Origin of the sequence: Sphingopyxis sp. MC1 (assembly GCF_000371385.1) — a bacterium.
Taxonomy (GTDB): Bacteria; Pseudomonadota; Alphaproteobacteria; order Sphingomonadales; family Sphingomonadaceae; genus Sphingopyxis; species Sphingopyxis terrae.
In genome coordinates this window covers 23,345-41,561 of sequence record NZ_AOUN01000022.1, presented here as the reverse complement: position 1 = coordinate 41,561, position 18,217 = coordinate 23,345, and the positions used below count along the sequence as shown (strand labels likewise).

At 65.1% G+C, this 18,217-nt stretch carries 15 protein-coding genes; 3 read left to right on the top strand and 12 right to left on the bottom strand.

Annotation, left to right across the window (positions count from 1 at the left end; genetic code table 11):
• Positions 1-4: 4 nt before the first annotated feature.
• The 7 genes from EBMC1_RS16175 to EBMC1_RS16140 all read right to left on the bottom strand — a co-directional run bounded on the left by EBMC1_RS16175 (position 5) and on the right by EBMC1_RS16140 (position 7,011).
• Positions 5-1,324, bottom strand: coding sequence for a Xaa-Pro dipeptidase (locus tag EBMC1_RS16175; protein WP_003051283.1), 1,320 nt, complete (start codon positions 1,322-1,324; stop codon positions 5-7).
• A gap of 73 nt (positions 1,325-1,397) precedes the next feature.
• A complete protein-coding gene (locus EBMC1_RS16170; RefSeq protein ID WP_003051280.1) occupies positions 1,398-2,132 on the bottom strand; it encodes a hypothetical protein in 735 nt (244 codons plus the stop codon).
• Entirely contained in the window at positions 2,129-3,052 is a 924-nt protein-coding gene (locus EBMC1_RS16165) for an aminotransferase class IV (protein WP_003051278.1), read from the bottom strand. The genes EBMC1_RS16170 and EBMC1_RS16165 overlap by 4 nt, the downstream gene beginning before the upstream one ends.
• A gap of 35 nt (positions 3,053-3,087) precedes the next feature.
• Positions 3,088-3,765 carry a phosphatase PAP2 family protein gene (locus EBMC1_RS16160; RefSeq protein WP_051066449.1) on the bottom strand — a complete coding sequence of 226 codons (678 nt, stop codon included), beginning with the start codon at positions 3,763-3,765 and terminating at the stop codon, positions 3,088-3,090.
• Complete coding sequence (locus EBMC1_RS16155; protein WP_003051274.1) at positions 3,726-4,322, bottom strand: hypothetical protein; 597 nt, start codon at positions 4,320-4,322, stop codon at positions 3,726-3,728. The genes EBMC1_RS16160 and EBMC1_RS16155 overlap by 40 nt, the downstream gene beginning before the upstream one ends.
• Before the next feature lie 6 nt (positions 4,323-4,328).
• Positions 4,329-5,741, bottom strand: coding sequence for a dihydrolipoyl dehydrogenase (lpdA, locus tag EBMC1_RS16145; protein ID WP_003051272.1), 1,413 nt, complete (start codon positions 5,739-5,741; stop codon positions 4,329-4,331).
• A 1-nt stretch (position 5,742) separates the two neighbouring features.
• Positions 5,743-7,011, bottom strand: a complete 1,269-nt coding sequence (locus EBMC1_RS16140; RefSeq protein ID WP_003051269.1) for a pyruvate dehydrogenase complex dihydrolipoamide acetyltransferase — start codon at positions 7,009-7,011, stop codon at positions 5,743-5,745.
• A 160-nt stretch (positions 7,012-7,171) separates the two neighbouring features.
• On the opposite strand from EBMC1_RS16140, the gene EBMC1_RS16135 reads away from it, so the two are divergent.
• Positions 7,172-7,627: a universal stress protein gene (locus tag EBMC1_RS16135; RefSeq protein ID WP_003051267.1), complete on the top strand. Its 456-nt coding sequence runs from the start codon at positions 7,172-7,174 to the stop codon at positions 7,625-7,627.
• On the opposite strand, the gene EBMC1_RS16130 is transcribed toward EBMC1_RS16135, so the two are convergent.
• Positions 7,624-8,016, bottom strand: coding sequence for a hypothetical protein (locus EBMC1_RS16130; protein ID WP_003051264.1), 393 nt, complete (start codon positions 8,014-8,016; stop codon positions 7,624-7,626). The genes EBMC1_RS16135 and EBMC1_RS16130 overlap by 4 nt on opposite strands.
• Positions 8,017-8,135: 119 nt before the next feature.
• Here EBMC1_RS16130 and EBMC1_RS16125 point away from each other — a divergent pair, with 119 nt between their 5' ends.
• On the top strand, positions 8,136-8,921 hold the full coding sequence (locus EBMC1_RS16125; RefSeq protein ID WP_003051261.1) for a helix-turn-helix domain-containing protein: 786 nt from the start codon (positions 8,136-8,138) through the stop codon (positions 8,919-8,921).
• Between the two features lie 116 nt (positions 8,922-9,037).
• Here the strand turns inward: EBMC1_RS16125 and EBMC1_RS16120 are convergent, their stop codons facing one another.
• The 3 genes from EBMC1_RS16120 to phaR are packed head-to-tail and all read right to left on the bottom strand — an operon-like array spanning position 9,038 to position 13,457.
• Complete coding sequence (locus EBMC1_RS16120; RefSeq protein WP_003051258.1) at positions 9,038-11,347, bottom strand: ribonuclease R family protein; 2,310 nt, start codon at positions 11,345-11,347, stop codon at positions 9,038-9,040.
• Positions 11,348-12,874 carry a proline--tRNA ligase gene (proS, locus tag EBMC1_RS16115; RefSeq protein WP_003051255.1) on the bottom strand — a complete coding sequence of 509 codons (1,527 nt, stop codon included), beginning with the start codon at positions 12,872-12,874 and terminating at the stop codon, positions 11,348-11,350.
• 43 nt (positions 12,875-12,917) lie between these two features.
• On the bottom strand, positions 12,918-13,457 hold the full coding sequence (gene phaR, locus EBMC1_RS16110; RefSeq protein ID WP_003051252.1) for a polyhydroxyalkanoate synthesis repressor PhaR: 540 nt from the start codon (positions 13,455-13,457) through the stop codon (positions 12,918-12,920).
• A 533-nt stretch (positions 13,458-13,990) separates the two neighbouring features.
• Between phaR and EBMC1_RS16105 the strand changes: the two genes are divergently transcribed.
• A complete protein-coding gene (locus tag EBMC1_RS16105; protein WP_040590727.1) occupies positions 13,991-16,993 on the top strand; it encodes a TonB-dependent receptor domain-containing protein in 3,003 nt (1,000 codons plus the stop codon).
• Positions 16,994-17,158: 165 nt separating this feature from the next.
• On the opposite strand, the gene alr is transcribed toward EBMC1_RS16105, so the two are convergent.
• Complete coding sequence (gene alr, locus EBMC1_RS16100; RefSeq protein ID WP_003051246.1) at positions 17,159-18,214, bottom strand: alanine racemase; 1,056 nt, start codon at positions 18,212-18,214, stop codon at positions 17,159-17,161.
• Positions 18,215-18,217: the final 3 nt, after the last annotated feature.

The window sequence follows — 18,217 nt, the reverse complement described above, 5'->3', positions numbered from 1 at the left end:
CAGATTATTCGCCCTTCACCAGCACCCCGCCCTTCACGACCGCGGCGACATGTTCGAGCCGGGTCACATCGGCAAGCGGGTCGCCATCGACCGCGATGATGTCGGCGTAGCGACCGACCGCGATCGCGCCGAGGTCGCTCGTCATGTCGAGCGCTTCGGCGCCGCTGACCGTCGCGGCACGGATCGCCTGGAGCGGGGTCATCCCCCACTCGACCATCTTTGCGAACTGCTTGCCGTTATCGCCGTGCGGATAGACGCCGGCATCGGTGCCGAACAGCATCCGCACTCCTGCCTTCACAGCGCGCTGGAAGGTCTGGCGCTGGGCAAGGCCGATCGCCTTTTCCTTGTCGAGGCTTTCCTGTTCGGTGCCGTTGGCGGTCCCGGTCGCGAGGATATAATCGTCGTTATAGATATCCATGTCGAACCAGGTCTTGTGCTCGATGGCGAGCTTGATCGCCGCATCGCTCGCAAGGCTGGCATGTTCGATCGTATCGATGCCGGCAAGGATCGCCGTCTTGATCCCGTCGTCGCCATGCGCGTGGGCCGCCACCTTCAGCCCCAGCATATGCGCCTCGTCGGCAATCGCCTTCATCTCGTCGAAGGTCAGTTGCTGCGCGCCGACGCTGTCGCCGAGCGAAAAGACGCCGCCGGTCGCGCAGATCTTGATGACGCGCGCGCCATATTTGTGCAGCCAGCGCACCTTCGCGCGCGCCTCTTCGGGGCTGTCGATCACCGACGCCTCCTTGCGGTCCATCGAGGGCGGCAGCCCGCCGCTGTCGCAATGGCCGCCGGTCGCGCCGATCGCCCACCCCGCCGGAATGATGCGCGGTCCCTGAATGAAACCGCCCTCGATCGCCTGCTTCAGCCCGACGTCCTCGAAATCGGCGGAGCCGACATTCCGTACGGTGGTGAAGCCCGCATCGAGCACTTTCTTCGCGTTGGCGACGCCGACGACGGTCCAGAAGCTGTCGGTGTAGCGCAGCCCTTGATAGCCGCCGACTTCGGCGAGCGAGGTCAGATGGACGTGCATGTCGATGAGGCCCGGCAAAAGCGTGCGATCGCCAAGGTCGATCTGCCGGACGTCGGAGCCCCAGCGCACGGTGCGCGCATCGGCGATGCCGGTAATGCGCCCGTCGGGCCCGACGAAGATCGCGGGATGCTCGACGGTCTTGCCGGTCAGCACGTCGAGATAGCGTGCCGCGGTAATCACCGTCTTCTGCGTCGCCGCCGCGTCCTGCGCCGACGCTGTCCCAACGGCAAAAATCGCCGCCGCACCGATCGCGATTCCTCGCAGAAAACTGCCGAACTTCACACTGGATTGCATCACGCGTCCACCCTCTGTTGCTGCCCGCAGACTTGATGGCAAAAGGCGCCCGTGTAGGACAGCGAAAATTGCGTCAGGCGGCGATTTTATGCTGCGCAAGATAGGCATAGTCGGCGCGGCACGCGTCCGCGACGGCCTGGGCCTCGGGCGACAGCGGCGCCGCCGGCTTGTCGGGCGCACCGAAGCCCGTGCTGGCCGCAACCGCGTCATACCAGTGCGACGCCCATATGCCGTCGGTGGCTTGGATTCCGGGTTGCCACCGCAACATGGCGGCGTCCCATCCGATGCCGAGCGCTGCGCACAATTTCTGCAGCATCGCCGGAGGGTCGCGCAATATGTCGGCGCTGTCGATCACCGGCGGCGCATGGCCGAGCCGGTCGGCCTCGCGGTCGAAAAACTCGACCTGACGCGCGGTGCCGAGATGGTCGGGGCGGACCATCACGCGCTTGGCCGCATAGCTCGCGACGACGCGCGCCGGGTCGCGGATCAGGAAGGCGTGGCGAAGCCCGGGCAGATCGTGATGCGCGATCGGGCCGACCATATGGTGCGCCATATGCTTCTGATACCAGATCGGCGTGGCGGCGGGATTCGGCCCCGTCAGGGTGCGCGCCACTCTACGCCAGTCGCAGTCCATCGACGCCATGACCTGCTCCATCATCGGCTGCGGGTCGCCGGTCTGCCGCAGATAGGCACCGTAAAAGGGTTCGTCGGTGACGAAGCTGTCGGCGCGGCTGTCAAAGCTGCGCATCATCGCGGTCGACAGGTTTCGCGGCCCCGACCACATGGCGATGCGGATGCAATCGGTCACGGTCGTCCCCGCGCCGCGACGTCGGCCTCGATCAGCGCGCGATAGAGGCCCTGCAGGCGCTCGACCATCGGCCCGCGCCCCTCGGTCAGCTTGCGCCCGTCGATCGTGTGCGCCGGCACGACGCCGGCGAAGGTGCCGGTCACGAATGCCTCGTCGGCGCCATAGACATCGGTCAGCGAAAAATTCCGTTCATGGACCGCTATTTCGTTGTCGCGGCAGATACGGATGACGTTGCCGCGCGTGATCCCGCCAAGGCAATAATCGCCGGTCGACGTCCACACCTCGCCCTTGCGGACGATGAAGAAATGGGTCGAATTGCAGGTCGCGACGAAGCCGTGCGGATCGAGCATCAGCCCCTCGTCGGCGCCCGCCTGCGCCGCCTGGATGCAGGCGGTGATGCAGTTGAGCTTGGAATGCGAATTGAGCTTCGGATCCTGCACCGCGGGATCGCCGCGGCGGACATGGACGGTAAAGAGCGACAGCCCCTTTTCGACCGTCGCGGGCAGCGGATCCTTATATTCGGCAATGATGACGATCGTCGCGGGCGAGACGATCACGCGCGGATCCTGATAGGGGGTCGAGCGTATCCCCCGCGTCACCATCAGGCGGATGTGGCACGCGTCCATCCGGTTGTCATCGATCGTGTCGTAGAGCCGCCGCTCGAGCGCTTCGCGCGAAATGCCGATGTCCATCGCGATCGCCTTTGCGCCCTCCCACAACCGATCGAGATGCTGGTCGAGAAACGCCATGCGGCCGCGGTGAACGCGGATCCCCTCCCACACTCCGTCGCCAAGCATGAAGCCACTGTCGAACACCGACACGCTGGCTTCGGCGCGCGGAACGAGCGCGCCATTGACGTTGATGAGGATCGCGTCGTTGCGCGGATCGGGGACGAAGTCGTGCGTGCCTTGTGCCATCATTCCAACCTAGCCGCTTGGACGGCGCTGTCGAGCGGTCATGCCGGCCCGGCGGGCTCCGAACGCGCCCACCACGCGGCCGCCAGCGCGAAAGCCGCGCCGAGCAGGGTGCCGCCGACGACATCGCTCGGCCAATGCACGCCGAGCATGATGCGCGAGAGGCCGGTGAGGCCGATCATCAGCATCGCGAAGGTCCATACTGGCCGCCGCCATCGCACCGGCGCAAGCAGTGCCAGCGTCAGGTAGAGCGCCGCCGCGCTGGTGGCGTGGCCGCTGGGGTAGGAGGCGCTGCTGACATGATCGAGATGCGCGATCAGGTCGGGGCGCGGGCGATCGAAGGCGGCCTTGAGCAGGCTCGATGCGATGTTGGCGAACAACACCGCAGCCACGATCGCCAGCGCCGGACGCCGCCCGCCCCAATAGCGCACCGCCGCCGCGATCAGGCCGACCAGCACCCAGCGCGGCGTGCCGCCGCCGATCCAGCTTATCGCCTTCATGAAGGTGATCAGTGGTGCGGGACCGGCGCCGTCGGGCCACGTAAAATGCCGCGCGATCGCGGCGTCGAGGGCCGTGACATGATCGGCGCGAGTCAACAGGCCGAGCGCCAGCACCGCGACAGCAAGCATCACGACGATGACCGCCCTGTTCCGCAAACGCGCCGGTGGCTGCGCCACGATCAGGCTTGCCTCGCCCGATCGTCGGCGGGCTTTCGCCATGCCTCGAGATAGGTGGCGAAGCGGCGCAATTGTTCGGTGCCGCCGTCGACATCATTGTCCATCAGCCGCAACACGCCCGGCCCCTGATCGGTGCGATAGGCGAGATAGAGTCCGTGCCGGAAACGCGCCCCCATTCCAACCGATACGGAAAGATCGCCCGGAAAGCGATCGGCGCGGTCGACGAGAAGCTGCGTGATGTCGCGCGCATCGAGCGACCCGATACCCGCATCGTGCAGCAGATCAGAATAGAGGCGCCCGTTCTCGATCCTGACCGCAACGCGCGCGGTGGCCGCCCGCCTCCCATGTCGCGCCGCATAGAAGAGGCAGCCGCATCCGGCCCCGATCAGCACGATCATATGCAACGGTGCCAGCGGATCGCGCCGTGGCGCCGGCGCGGGCCACAAGCCGCCGGCGAGAGGCACTGGCGGCGGCGGCGGGGCGTGGGCGTCGTCGTACATCAACCCGGCCACAACGAAAGCCACGACCGCAAAGGCGAGGAAGAGCAAGGCCTTCCCGCTATTGCCGCCGCGCGAATAGTGAAGGATCGACGGGTTCAAGCGCGATCAGATATGCAGCGCCCGTCCATAGGCGCCCAGCACCGCTTCGTGCATCGTCTCGCTGATCGTCGGGTGCGGATAGACGGTGTGCATGAAATCCTGTTCGACCAGTTCGGCGGTCTTGCCGACGGTATAGCCCTGGATCATCTCGGTCACTTCGGCGCCGACCATATGCGCGCCGAGCAGTTCGCCGGTCTTGGCGTCGAACACGGTCTTCACGAACCCTTCGACCTCGCCAAGCGCGATCGCCTTGCCGTTGCCGATGAAGGGGAAATTGCCGACCTTGACGTCATAGCCCGCTTCCCTGGCCTTCGCCTCGGTCAGCCCGACGCTCGCGATCTGCGGGTGGCAATAGGTGCAGCCGGGGATGTTCTTCGCATCCATCGGATGCGGGTGCGCGTCCTTGTTGCCCAGTTCCTTCGCGATCGCCTCGGCCGCGATCACGCCTTCGTGGCTGGCCTTGTGCGCGAGCCACGGCGGCGCGGTGACATCGCCGATCGCCCACAGGCCCTTCACATTGGTGCGGCAATAGGGATCGGTGTCGATATGCCCCTTCGCCGTTTTGACGCCGAGCGCTTCGAGGCCGATATTGTCGGTGTTGGGAACGATGCCGATGGCGACGATCGCATGGCTGTAGTCGCCCGCCTGAACCTTGCCGTCCTTCGTCTTGATCTTCGCCGAAACGCCGCTCGCGGTCGCTTTCAACTCCTCGACGCCGGCGCCGGTCAGGATCGTCATGCCCTGCTTCTTCAGCGATTTTTCGAGGAAGCTCGACACGTCGGCATCCTCGACAGGGACGATGCGGTCGAGCATTTCGACGACCGTCACCTCGGCGCCCATGTCGTTGTAGAAGCTCGCGAATTCGATCCCGATCGCGCCCGATCCGATGACGAGCAGCTTCTTGGGCATTTCGGCCGGGGTCATCGCATGGCGATAGGTCCAGATGCGCTTGCCGTCGGCGGGCGCGAAAGGCAGGTCGCGCGCGCGGGCGCCGGTCGCGACGATGATATGCTTGGCGGTCAGCGTCTCGCTGCCCTTCTCGCCCTTGACCTCGATCTTGCCCCGGCCGGTGAGGGTGCCGTCGCCCATATGAACCGCAATCTTGTTCTTCTTCATCAGGTGCGTGACGCCCTGATTGAGCTGTTTCGCGACGCCGCGCGAGCGCTTGACCACCGCGTCCAAATCGGCGCTGATGCTCGCCGCGGCGAGGCCGTAATCCTTGGCGTGCTGCATATAATGATAGATTTCGGCCGAACGGAGCAGTGCCTTCGTCGGGATGCAACCCCAGTTGAGGCAGATGCCGCCCAGATTTTCGCGCTCGACGATCGCGGTCTTCAGGCCCAGCTGCGCCGCGCGGATCGCCGCGACATAACCACCGGGGCCGGAGCCGAGGACGATGAGGTCGTAATTTTCAGCCATGTTACGCCACCAGTCCGAGCGGGTTTTCGACGATCTGCTTGAACGCCTGCATCAACTGCGCGCCGTCTGCGCCGTCGATGGCGCGGTGGTCGAAGCTGCCCGTGGCCGACATCACGGTCGCGATGGCGAGCGCGTCGTCGACCACATAAGGCCGCTTCTCGCCCGCGCCGATCGCCATGATCATGCCCTGCGGCGGGTTGATGACCGCCTCGAACTGCTTGATGCCGAACATGCCCATGTTCGACAGGCTGGCGGTGCCGCCCTGATATTCGTGCGGCTGGAGCTTGCCTTCCTTGGCGCGGCCCGCAAGTTCCTTCATCTCGGTCGAAATCTTGCTGACCGACTTGTCGTCGGCGCCGACGATGATCGGGGTGATCAGGCCGGCGGGCACGCTGACCGCGACCGAGATGTCGGCGCGTTCGTAGCTGATGAGCTGGTCGCCGGCGAAGCTGACATTGCATTTCGGCACCTGGATCAGCGCCTTTGCCAGCGCCTTGATCAGCAGGTCGTTGACGCTGAGCTTGACGCCCTGCGGCTCGAGTGCCGCGTTGAGTTCGCCGCGCAGCTTGAGCAATTTGTCGAGCTGGACATCGACCGTCAGATAGATGTGCGGCACCTCCTGCTTCGACTGGGTCAGGCGGCGCGCGATCGTCTTGCGCATATTGCTGAGCTTTTCCGCGCTGTGCGGGATGTCGGTTTCGAACGGCTGCGCGGGGGCGGGTGCAGCGGCGGGCGCAGGGCTGGGCGCGGCCGCGCTTGCCGGGGCGGCGGTCGACGCAGCAGCGCCTTCGAGGTCGGCCTTGACGATGCGGCCGCCGGGTCCGCTGCCGGTCAGCGCAGCGAGATCGATGCCCTTGTCGGCGGCGATGCGCTTGGCGAGCGGGCTCGCCTTGATCCGCTCGCCCTGCGCGGCAGGGGCCGGGGCGGCGGTCTGCGCCGGAGCGGGTGCAGCCGCGGGGTCGGCCTTGGCGGCGGGCGCCGGTGCAGGTGCAGGCGTAGGCGCAACCTTGGTGCTGCCCGCATCCTCGTCCTCGCCGGCGATAACGGCGATCACGGTGCCGACCTTCACATTGTCGGTGCCTTCGGGGATCAGGATTTGCGCGATCGTGCCTTCATCGACCGCTTCGAATTCCATCGTCGCCTTGTCGGTTTCGATTTCGGCCAAAAGGTCACCTGACTGGACGCTGTCCCCCTCCTTCACCAGCCATTTGGCGAGGGTCCCTTCCTCCATCGTCGGCGAAAGGGCGGGCATCTTCAGTTCAATCGGCATCGTCGCTTTTGTCCCTGTCAGTCTTGCAGGCGCAGGCCTGCCGCTACGGATTCGTCCTCGTCATAAGCGCATCGCGGGTCAAGGTCTATCGGGCGGAACTTGCCTTTCATACGAATGTGACGCACTGTCCGCCCGCAAAAGGCATAGCGGGGGCCGGGGCATGCGCACCTATCTGGTGGTTATCGACGACAGTCCGGAGGCGACGCTGGCGCTGCGCTTTGCGGCGCGGCGCGCGGCGCGCACGGGCGGCGGCGTGATGGTGCTGGCAATCGTGCCGCCGCAGGATTTCGTGGCGTTCGGCGGCGTCCAGGCGACGATCGAGGCCGAAGCGCGCGAACATGCCGAAGAACTGGTCGCCGCCGCCGCCGATGCGATCGCGCAGGAAGCGAATGTGACGCCGCAGATCATGGTCAAATCGGGCAAGCCGGCCGAGATCGTGCGCGACGTGATCGGCGCGAACGACGAGATCGCGGCGCTCGTCCTTGCCACCGCCGCGAGCGGAGCGCCGGGACCGCTGGTGGCGCATTTCACCGGGCACGACGCGGGAACGCTGCCATGCCCGGTGATGCTGGTTCCGGGCGCAATCGACCTCGCCCGGCTCGACGCGCTTAGTTAGGCCGCCGCAGCGCGCGGGAGCGCTGCTGCGCCCTTCGCTTCGAACAGCGCGAGTTCGAGAACGACAATCGCCTGCACGATCAGGATTGCGATACCGGTCCAGCTCATCTGGCCCGCGAACATCGCCAGCACCGCAAAACTCGCCGCGACCCAGCCGAGATTGCCGATGGCGATCAGATTGGCGAGCGTGCGGCTCGGGTTCTTCTGCCCGGCAACGAACAGCATCAGCGCCGCCGACGGCAACCCGATCCAGCCTGCGGCCGCGACAAGCCCGGTCGGCAGACCGAGCAGCGCCGCGACCGGCGCGGTCGCGAACACGCACGCAAGGAACAGGATGCTGCAGGTAATCGCATCGATGACGAGGCTGTTCTTGAGATTGAAATAGGACATGATGGATTCTCCTTTCGAACCCCTCCTGAATGGCGCCGCGACGTCATCGCGTCGATTACGCGCCAGGTAATGGAAATCGCGCACCGCCATCGCTAACCAGAGGCAAAAGGAGACAGGCGATGCAGATGGTTCCGCTCGGCGAGCAGCTTCGCGAATGGCGCGCGCGGCGCCGGATGAGCCAGATGGACCTCGCCCTCGACAGCGAGATTTCGACCCGCCACCTGAGTTTCATCGAAACCGGACGCTCGAAGCCGAGCGCCGCGATGATCCAGCGCATCGCCGATTGTCTGGAGGTGCCGCACCGCGCGCGCAACGCGATGCTGCTCGCCGCCGGATACGCCCCCGATTATCGCGAGCGCCCGCTCGACAGCCCCGAAATGACCGGGATGAAGGCCATTGTCGACCATGTGCTGAAAGGGCACGCGCCCTATCCCGCGCTCGCAGTCGACCGGCACTGGAACATGGTCGCCGCAAACGATGCCATCGCGATCCTGACCGCGGCCGTGTCCCCTGCCCTGCTCGAGCCGCCGGTCAACGTGCTACGCATCGCGCTCCATCCGGAAGGGCTGGCGCCGCAGATCGTCAACCATGCCGAATGGCGCGCGCATATCCTGCACCGCCTGGATCAGCAGATCGAGGCGAGCGCCGATTCCGGGCTCGCCGCGCTGCGCGACGAAATCGCCGGCTACCCCGCGCGGCCGGGCGATCAGCCCGCCCCGCCCGCAAGCAGCATCGCGGTCCCGCTGATCGTCGACACCGCCGCCGGGCGGATCGGCTTCGTGTCGACCGTGACGATCTTCGGAACGCCCGTCGATATCACCCTGTCCGAACTGGCGATCGAGGCCTTTTTTCCTGCCGATGCCGAGAGCGCGGCGTTGCTGCAGCGACTGGCGACGGAGCCATAGGCTTCGTCAGTGCAAGGAGCCGAAGGCAAGGAGGCAAGCTCCGGCTTTCCGCGTTGCGGAAGGTGGCAGGCTGGAGATTGCTTCGTCGCTGCGCTCCTCGCAATGACGAGGCACGATTATCGGCGCTTGCCCTCATGGCGGATATTGCCGGGCCGTCCCCGTTTACCGACCATATGCTTGCCCGCCTTCTTCACGCCGTCGCGGCGCGGAGGGCGATTGCGGAAGCCGCCTTCGGGCGCGTCGGGCAATTCGAAACGCAGCGCGCCGCTGACCGGGTTCGCCTCCATCAGCCTGAGGTCGAGCCGCTGGCCGACGCTATAGCTCACCCGGCCATGCTCGCTGTCGAGCGTGCGCGCGGCTTCATCGTAGAAAAACCGCTCGCTGCCGAGCATCGAGACCGGCACCAGTCCGTCGCCGCCGAGGCCATCGACGGTCGCGAAGAAGCCGAACGGCTGCACCCCCGTTATCCGCGCCGGCACGATTTCGCCGACCTTGCCGGCGAGATAAGCGGCGACATAGCGGTCGACCGTCTCGCGCTCGGCCTCCATCGCGCGGCGTTCGAGCCCGCTGATCGCCTCGCCGATGCGCGAAAAGCCCTTTTGGTCGGCCTCGCCGAGCCCGCTGCGCTCGGGCAGGCCCTTGGGCTTGCCGGGCACTTCGAGACGATAGCTGTCGACCAGCGCCCGGTGGACGAGCAGATCGGCATAGCGGCGGATCGGTGAGGTGAAATGCGCGTAGCTGCCAAGCGCGAGGCCGAAATGGCCCGCATTGGCGGGGCCATAATAGGCCTGTGTCTGACTGCGCAGGATCGCCTCCATGATTTCTGGCAATCGGTCGTCGCCCGAAAAGCCGTCGATCAGGCGGTTGAACACCGCCGGCGTAATGACCTGTCCCAGCGCGAAGCTTTGTTCGAAGCTTTCGAGATATTCCTTCAGGCTGACCAGCTTTTCGCGGCTCGGCGGTTCGTGGATGCGATACATCACCGGCGATTTCTTCGCCTCGAGCGCCTTCGCCGCCGCGACATTGGCCGCGATCATATAATCCTCGATCAACCGGTGCGCGTCGAGCCGTTCGCGCACGCGTATTTCGGCGATATTGCCCTGCGCGTCGAGAATCACCTGCCGTTCGGGCAGATCGAGGTCGAGCGGCGAGCGCGCCGCGCGCGCCTTGGTGAGCAAGGTCCAGCAGCCCCAGAGGTGGCGGAGCGCCGGCAGCACGTCGGCGTCCCAGCCTTCGTCGGGCGCGTCCGCATCATAGGCTGCCTGCGCGCGTTCATAGGCAATGTTGGCGCGCAGCCGCACCAGCGCGCGGGTGAAACGCCATGACGTCACCTTGCCATGCTTGTCGACGGTCAGGTGGCACGCCATCGCCGCGCGGTCCTGCCCTGCTTTCAGCGAGCAGACGCCCGCCGACAGTGTTTCGGGCAGCATCGGAACGACGCGGTCAGGGAAATAGACGCTGTTGCCGCGGCGCCGCGCCTCGCGGTCGAGCGCACCGTCGGGGCGGACATAATAGCTGACGTCGGCGATCGCGACGATCGCCTTCCACCCACCCTTGTTGCCGGGATCCTCGTCAGGGATCGCCCACACCGCGTCGTCATGGTCGCGCGCATCGGCGGGGTCGATCGCGACGATCGGCAGATCGCGCAGATCCTCGCGCCCCTCGGGCGTCAGCGGCAGCGTCGCTGCGCGCTCGGCCTCGGCGAGCATCTCGTCGCCGAACACATGCGGGATATTGTGCTTCGCAATCGCGATCATGCTGAGCGAGCGCGGGGCGAAAGGGTCGCCGATGCGGTCGATCACGCGGGCCTTGGTCGCGGGACCGCGTCCCGACAGTTCTGCCCGGACCAGGTCGCCGATTGCCGCATCGCCCATGTCCGCCACGGCGAAGTCGAACCGCGCGCGCTTGTCGGCGGGGCGCAGCCAGGTCATCGGCTTGCCGCCGGGGCCGGTGTCGGCAACGAGCACGCCGATCACGCTTTCACCGCCGGACTGGAGCTTTTTCATGGGATGCGCGACATGGCCGCTGCCGCGTTCCTCGGTGCGGGCAAGGATACGGTCGCCGACGCCGAGCGCACTCTTGCGGCCCTTTTCCATCACGCGAAGGCGCGGCGCCTGGCCACCGCCTTCCCAGCGATCGGGCACCGCCCAGACCGTATCGCCCTCGACCGCGGCGACGCGCAGCACGGTGACTTTGGGGAGGCCGCCATGCTTGTGGAACGCCCGCCCCGGCGCCATGTCGACGACGCCTTCGTCGGTCATGTCCTTGAGCAGCGCCTTCAGCGCGATCTTGTCGGCACCGCGCAGCGCGAAATGCTTGGCAATCTCGCGCTTGCCCACCGCACCGGGGCTGTCCTCGATGAAACGCAATATCTGCTCGCGCGAGGGCAGACCCGCCGGCTGCGGCCGCTTCGGCGCCTTTGCCAATTAATAGGTCCGCCCGATGAGCACGCGTTCGACCGCGGGCTCGCCGGTGAAGAAGCAGGCGCCGTCGGCGGGCGCGGCGTCGAGGGGGGTGTTACGCATCGTCAGCTTCAACGCTTTCAACTGCTCAACGATCCCTTCGAGCGCGGCACCGGTCGGGCGCGACCATTGCACTTCGGCCCAACCGACGAATTTGTCGTCGCCGCCGAAATGCGCCGCAAGGTCGGTGACGTCCCGGCGGATATTGGCGTCGAGGCGGGCCTTCGCGTCGGCATAAAGCCCCTGCTGGATTGCCTGAAGAATGGTCGCGGCTTCGGCGACGAAGTCATCTTTCGCGACGAAGGCGGTGTCGAGCTTGCCGCTCTCCTGATACAATCGGTCGCGGCGGATGACCGCGACATTGCCGCCCGCGACGTCGCGCGGGCCGACCTCGACGATGATCGGCGCGCCCTTCTTGACCCAGCCCCAGCGCTTGGTCTGCGCCTTGTTCGCGCCGGTGTCGAGCAGCACGCGCACCGGTTCGCGGAACGCGTCGAGCGCCTTCAGCTTCATCTCGAGGTCGCGGCAATAATCAAGGATCGCGGCATCCTCTTCATTGTCGCGCAGCATCGGCACGATGACGATCTGGTGCGGCGCGATGCGCGGCGGACAGCGGAGGCCATCGTCGTCGCCATGCGTCATGATGACGCCGCCGATCATGCGCGTCGACACGCCCCAGCTCGTCGTGTGGCAAAGGCTGTGGCCGCCATCCTTGTCCTGATAGCGGATATTTGCCGCCTCGGCGAAGCCGGTGCCGAGATAGTGCGAGGTGCCGGCCTGCAGCGCCTTGCCGTCCTGCATCATCGCCTCGATAGAATAGGTCGCGACGGCGCCCGGAAAACGCTCGTTTTCGGGCTTTTCACCGGCGACCACCGGCATGGCGAGGACGTCCTCGGCAAAACTGCGGTACATTTCGAGCGCGCGCAGCGTCTCGGTCATCGCATCGCCTTCGTCGGCGTGCGCCGTATGGCCTTCCTGCCACAGAAATTCGCTGGTGCGCAGGAACATGCGCGTGCGCATTTCCCAGCGCACGACGTTCGCCCACTGATTGACTTTGAGCGGCAGATCGCGCCAGCTCTGCACCCAGCGGCTCATCGCGGCGCCGATCACGGTTTCCGAGGTCGGGCGAACGATCAGCGGCTCCTCGAGCTTCGCCTCGGGGTCGGGGACCAGCTTGCCCTTGCCGTCACCGATCAGTCGGTGATGCGTGACGACCGCCATTTCCTTCGCGAAACCATCGACATGATCGGCTTCCTTCTCAAAGAAGCTCAAGGGAATGAAAAGCGGGAAATAGCAGTTCTGCACCCCCGCATCCTTGATCGCGGCGTCCATTACCGCCTGAATCCGTTCCCAGATGCCATAGCCCCACGGCTTGATGACCATGCAGCCGCGTACGCCCGATTCCTCGGCAAGATCGGCTTCGGCAATGACATCCTGATACCAGGCCGCGAAGTCGGCCTGACGGGTTACGCTGAGCGCATGCTTGATCATCTGTCCTGTTTTCTGTGCTGGGGGCGGGAGAGGCCCCGATGTGTCACTTCTTTTTGGCGAGCTCGGCCTTGAGGTCGGCGATTTCGGCCTTGAGCGCGGCAATTTCGGCATCCCTGGCCTTGCCGCCGCCGACACCCGGGATGAAGGCGCCCGCCGCCTGCTGGAACATTTCCATGTTGCGGCGCGTCAGTTCGGCGAGCGGGTTCGATCCCAGCGCGCCCTCGAACGCGGCACGCACATCCTGCTGATTCTTGCGGAACGCGGTCATCGACGCTTCCAGATATTGCGGCACCATCGACTGCATCTTGTCGCCGTACATGCCGATCAGGTGGCGCAGGAAATTGACCGGCAGCAGCGTTTCGCCGCGCGTTTCGGTGTCCATGATGATCTGGGTGAGCACATTGTGCGTGATATCGTCACCGCTTTTGGCATCGACCACCCGAAATTCGCGCCCCTCGCGCACCATGGCGCCCAGATCGTCGAGCGTGATGTAACAGCTGCGTTCGGTGTCATAGAGCCGCCGGTTCGCATATTTCTTGATCGTAACGACGTCGCCCTCGGCGGTCGTCTTGGACTTGGCCATGCTGCGGCGGCTCCTCTTCCGGCGCGGCGCGCGATCGCTTGCCGCGGCGCCGATGTGACAAAGTCCGGCATTAGCATCAATCCATGACGCGCCGCAACATAAGTGCCGCGACATAAGTGCAGTCAGCGGTGATGATTCGGCTAGGCGCCGCAACGGATTCCGCCACAGCGGCGTGGACTGCTTCATTTCTCAACGGCAGATTTCGGCACGCCCCGCTGCAGTAGCGCAAGGGCGACCGCGCTACCCGCAAATGCGGTTACGCAATATAGTTTCACGAGAAACCTACATTTCGTCATCATTCTCCCTTATGACAGGCCTACGCAGACAGAAATTTCGCAAGAAGATAAGCAAATTAGTATCACGATGAAGGGCCGCCATGGCGCCACTGTTGCGCCAAAGACACAGAATCAGCCGATCGTCTTCAACCTGTAAGAAAATTGCCTTGAGGGGCTTGTGCGCGCCCGGCTTTCCGTCTTTTTAGGACGCAATCCGTTCATTTCCACATTCTTGGACGGGCAACCGGGGAGTTACCTATGAATAAGTCGCACCTGCTTATGGGTGCTGCTGCCTTTGCAGTAGCCATAGCTGTTGGTCAGCCTGTGCTGGCCCAAGAAACGCCCGCTTCGGCCGCTGATTGCGCCGATGCGAACAACGACGGTGTTTGCGATTCGGACGAATCGGCGAGTCAGGCATCGGCCATTGTCGTGACCGGCTCGCGCATCCGCCGCGACGAGTTCACCGCTGCGGAACCGATCACGGTTGTCACGTCTGAAGAAATCACGCAGGCCGGCTTCAACAGCGCCACGGACGCGCTGCAGAGCGCTTCGGTCACGCAGGGCGCAGGCCAGATCAACAACTTCTATGGCGGCTTCGTCACCGATGGCGGCACGGGCGCCAACACGCTGGGCCTTCGCGGCCTCGGCCCGAGCCGCACCCTGATCCTGCTCAACGGTCGTCGTCTGGCACCGGGCGGTACCCGCGGCTCGGTTCTCGCAGCCGACCTTAACGTCCTGCCGACCGCGATCGTCGACCGCATCGAAGTCCTGAAGGCCGGCGCATCGTCGATCTACGGCTCGGACGCCGTCGCTGGCGTCGTCAACATCATCACCGACGACAAACTTCGCGGCCTGAACATCGATGCGCAGGTCAACGTTCCCGAAGTCGGCGCAGGCGTCGATCGCCGTATCGCTGCTTCGTTCGGCCTGCAGGCCGATCGCCTGAGCATCATCGGGTCGATCGAGTATCGCAAGCGCGACCAGCTTTCGCTGCGCGACGTTTCGTGGCTGAAGTGTCCGGTCGGCGGCTATCTGACCGGCGAAGGCACGGCTTTCGGTTCGGGCGACGGCGTCGGCTTCGACGGCAGCCCCTGCTTCACGCTCGACAACGGCGGCGTGACGATCAACACGCTCGGTATCCCGACGCGGCAGGGTATCGGCCGTACGAGCGGCACTGTCGGCAACTTCAACCGCTTCGTTCCGGCCCCCGGCCAGACCACCGGCCCGTTCCCGGGGTACCTGGGCGTCGGCTTTTACGACCGCGATACGTTCGATCCCGAATCGCAGCGCGAACCGCTGATCACCCAGGCGGAAATCCTTACGGGTTATCTGTCGGGCAAGTATGAGCTCGGTTTCCTCGGCAACGCCGAAGTCTATGGCGAACTGCTCGCGACGCGCCGTAAATCGGCATCGCCGCTCTATCGCCAGCTCTCGCTGGATTATGTGCGCGGCAGCCCGCTGCTTCCGGTCGATCTGCGTAACGGTGCGTTCTTGAACCCCAACTCGACGTCGGGCGGCAAGATCGTTGCGGCCCGCGCCTTCATCGGCTTCGGTCTGACCGATTCGTCGCAGCAGGTCGATTATGTTCGCGCTTCGGGCGGCATCCGCGGCGACTTCTTCCTGCCCGGATGGCGTTATGACGCTTATGCTGGCAAGTCGTGGAACGATGGCACCTACGAAATCCAGTCGTTCCTGACCGATCGCCTGGCGGCTTCGCTCGACGTCGTGGCCAATGGTGACGGAACGTTCAGCTGCGCCAGCGCGGCGATCAATCCGAACTGCGTCGCAGCGCCGGCACTTTCGGCTGATGTCATCGGCGGTAAGCTGCCGCAGGATTTCAAGGACTGGATCCTCGTCAACACGATCGGCAAGACCCAGTTCCGCGAAACGACCTTCTCGTTCAACATCGACGGTCCGGTCGCTGCGCTGCCCGGCGGCGATGCCCAGCTTGCGCTTGGCGTCGAATATCGCCGCCAGAGCATCAACGACCAGCCCGATGCCAACTCGATCAACGGTAACCTGCTGGGTCTGACGGCGGCGACCCCGACCGTCGGCAAGGACAACGTCAAGGAAATCTATGGCGAATTGTTCCTGCCGATCCTGTCGGACGTCCCCGGCTTCTATCGTCTGAACCTGACGGGTTCGCTGCGTTACACCGACTATGCGTCTTACGGTTCGGACACGACCTACAAGATCGCGGCCGAGTGGGAACCGATCCGTGGCGTCGGCTTCCGCGGCAGCTATGGCACGTCCTACCGTGCTCCGGCGCTTGCGGAACAGTTCCTGGGCGCGACCAGCGGCTTCCTGAGCAGCACCCTCGATCCCTGTGACGATCCGGGCACGTCGCCGACGGGCCAGATCATCGCGGCGAACTGTTTGTCGATCGGCCTTGGACCGAGCTTCACGCAGACCAGCGGCATCACCACGTTCCGCGTTGGCGGTGCGGATGCCGGCCTGAAGGCGGAAACCTCGAAGAACTGGTCGGTTGGCGTCGTCCTCCGCCCGGTCCTGCCGGAATCGGTCGGCCAGCTTTCGCTGTCGCTCGATTACTTCGACGTGAAGGTGTCGAACGGCGTTGCTGATCTCTCGGCTTCGACGATCCTCAACCGTTGCTATTCGGATCCGAACTTCGACGGAACCTCGGGCTTCTGCCGCTTCGTCAACCGCGATGCGAACAACGCTCTTCAGGTGACCAGCAGCTACGTGAACCTGTCGGAAGACATCGTGAAGGGCTTTGAGTTCAACGGCCGTTATGCCCGCGATCTCTTCGGCGGCCGCTTCACGCTGAACGCCAACATCACGAAGTATACCGAGCAGTCGAGCCGCCTCTTCCCCGAAGAGTTCCTGACCGACAGTAACGGTACCGTCGTGAACCCGGACTGGGTTGGCAGCTTTGATGCGACCTATCGCATCAACAACATCACCTTCCGTTACGGGGTCGACTGGATCGACGGCGACCACGACAAGACGTACAAGTATTTCGCGTATGACGAAACCACCGGCATCTCCGATCCGGATCTGGTGCAGCTCTATCGCGACAACTACTATCTTGAAGCGTCGAACTACTTCCTGCACTCGGCGTCGGTTCAGTTCAACATCGCTGAGAAGTATCAGTTCACGATGGGCGTGCAGAACCTGTTCGACAAAAAGCCTCCGCAGATCAGCGCTGTCGGTTATACGACCATCGGCAACGCGCCGCTGTATTCGGGCTACGACTATCGGGGCCGCACGTTCTTCGCGAACGCGTCGTTCCAGTTCTGATCTCGTCATCCGAACAAGAGAAAGGGCCCCGGCAAACCGGGGCCCTTTTTTTGTTGGGTTGCAAGCTGGTTCGGGGAGTCGATCGCAGAGAGGCCAAGCCTGTACGGCTCGCCTCGTCAGGAAGAATATCGCGCGGGGAGCGAGCGGCTTAGAGCCAAGTGTGACTCAAGCCGAATATGCCCATTCCCGCGCAAACCGCGCGCCCAACCCCGTCAGCAATTCATATTGCGACAATCCGCTCGCGGCGGCGGTGGTCGGCAGGTCATAGTCCAGCGCCAGCCAGTCGCCCTCGCCTATTTCTTCGGCGGCGCTTGCGTCGAAGGCGGTGAGATCCATCGAGACGCGGCCGATCAGCGGCAGGGCGCGGCCCTCCCATGTCGCACCGCCGGTTCCGGCGTGGCAGCGCAGATAGCCGTCGGCATAGCCGAGGTTCGCCACCGCCACCCGTGTGGGCCGCGGGGCGGTCCAGGTGGCGCCATAGCCCACCGTTTCGCCCGCTGGTACGTTCCGCACCTGCAGCACGCGCGCTTCGGGATAGGCGACCTGCCTGATGTGCCCCCCCGCCTCGCCGCGCGGTAAGCCGCCATAGAGCGCAAGCCCGGGACGCGTCAGGTCGAAGGCATAGTCGGGGCCGAGGCAGATGCCGGCGCTGTTCGCGAGGCTGTAACGCTGCGCCGGAATCTGGCTCCGCACCGCGCGAAAAGCCGCAAGCTGCGCCGCATTTTGCGCGCTGTCCTCGTCAGCCGAAGCGAGATGGCTGAGCAGATTGACGATGCCGAGCCCGTCGAGCGCCCCGCCCAACGCCTCTTCGACACGCAGGCCGAGCCGGTTCATCCCGGTGTCGACCATCACGTCGCACGGACGGCCTTCGCCCGCCGCGCGCCAGCGCGTCACCTGTTCGACGCTCGCGAGCACCGGACGCGCGGGCAGCGTGCGCGCGGCGACCATGTCGGTCGCGCCCACGCCGTGCAGCACCGATAGCGACACGCCCGCAGGCAAGGGCATCAGCGCCGCCGCTTCGGCCCAGGTCGCGACGAAGAAATGCCGGCATCCCGCCGCCGCAAGATGGCGCACAATGGCGCCAGCGCCGAGGCCATAGCCGTCGGCCTTCACCGCCGCGCCGCACGCCGCGGGGCCGCTGCGTTCGGCCAGCCAGCGCCAGTTATGGACGAGCGCGGCGGAATCGAGACGGAGCCGGAGCGGCGAAGCAATGTCGATCATCGC

What these genes read in the sequence shown, in the direction of transcription:
- EBMC1_RS16140 (WP_003051269.1), bottom strand. Translation starts at nt 7,011, where the DNA reads ATGCCGATTGAACTGAAGATGCCCGCCCTTTCGCCGACGATGGAGGAA.
- phaR (WP_003051252.1), bottom strand. Translation starts at nt 13,457, where the DNA reads ATGGCCAAGTCCAAGACGACCGCCGAGGGCGACGTCGTTACGATCAAG.
- EBMC1_RS16175 (WP_003051283.1), bottom strand. Translation starts at nt 1,324, where the DNA reads ATGCAATCCAGTGTGAAGTTCGGCAGTTTTCTGCGAGGAATCGCGATC.
- EBMC1_RS16130 (WP_003051264.1), bottom strand. Translation starts at nt 8,016, where the DNA reads ATGTCCTATTTCAATCTCAAGAACAGCCTCGTCATCGATGCGATTACC.
- proS (WP_003051255.1), bottom strand. Translation starts at nt 12,874, where the DNA reads ATGATCAAGCATGCGCTCAGCGTAACCCGTCAGGCCGACTTCGCGGCC.
- alr (WP_003051246.1), bottom strand. Translation starts at nt 18,214, where the DNA reads ATGATCGACATTGCTTCGCCGCTCCGGCTCCGTCTCGATTCCGCCGCG.
- EBMC1_RS16105 (WP_040590727.1), top strand. Translation starts at nt 13,991, where the DNA reads ATGAATAAGTCGCACCTGCTTATGGGTGCTGCTGCCTTTGCAGTAGCC.
- EBMC1_RS16125 (WP_003051261.1), top strand. Translation starts at nt 8,136, where the DNA reads ATGCAGATGGTTCCGCTCGGCGAGCAGCTTCGCGAATGGCGCGCGCGG.
- EBMC1_RS16165 (WP_003051278.1), bottom strand. Translation starts at nt 3,052, where the DNA reads ATGATGGCACAAGGCACGCACGACTTCGTCCCCGATCCGCGCAACGAC.
- EBMC1_RS16135 (WP_003051267.1), top strand. Translation starts at nt 7,172, where the DNA reads ATGCGCACCTATCTGGTGGTTATCGACGACAGTCCGGAGGCGACGCTG.
- EBMC1_RS16160 (WP_051066449.1), bottom strand. Translation starts at nt 3,765, where the DNA reads ATGGCGAAAGCCCGCCGACGATCGGGCGAGGCAAGCCTGATCGTGGCG.
- lpdA (WP_003051272.1), bottom strand. Translation starts at nt 5,741, where the DNA reads ATGGCTGAAAATTACGACCTCATCGTCCTCGGCTCCGGCCCCGGTGGT.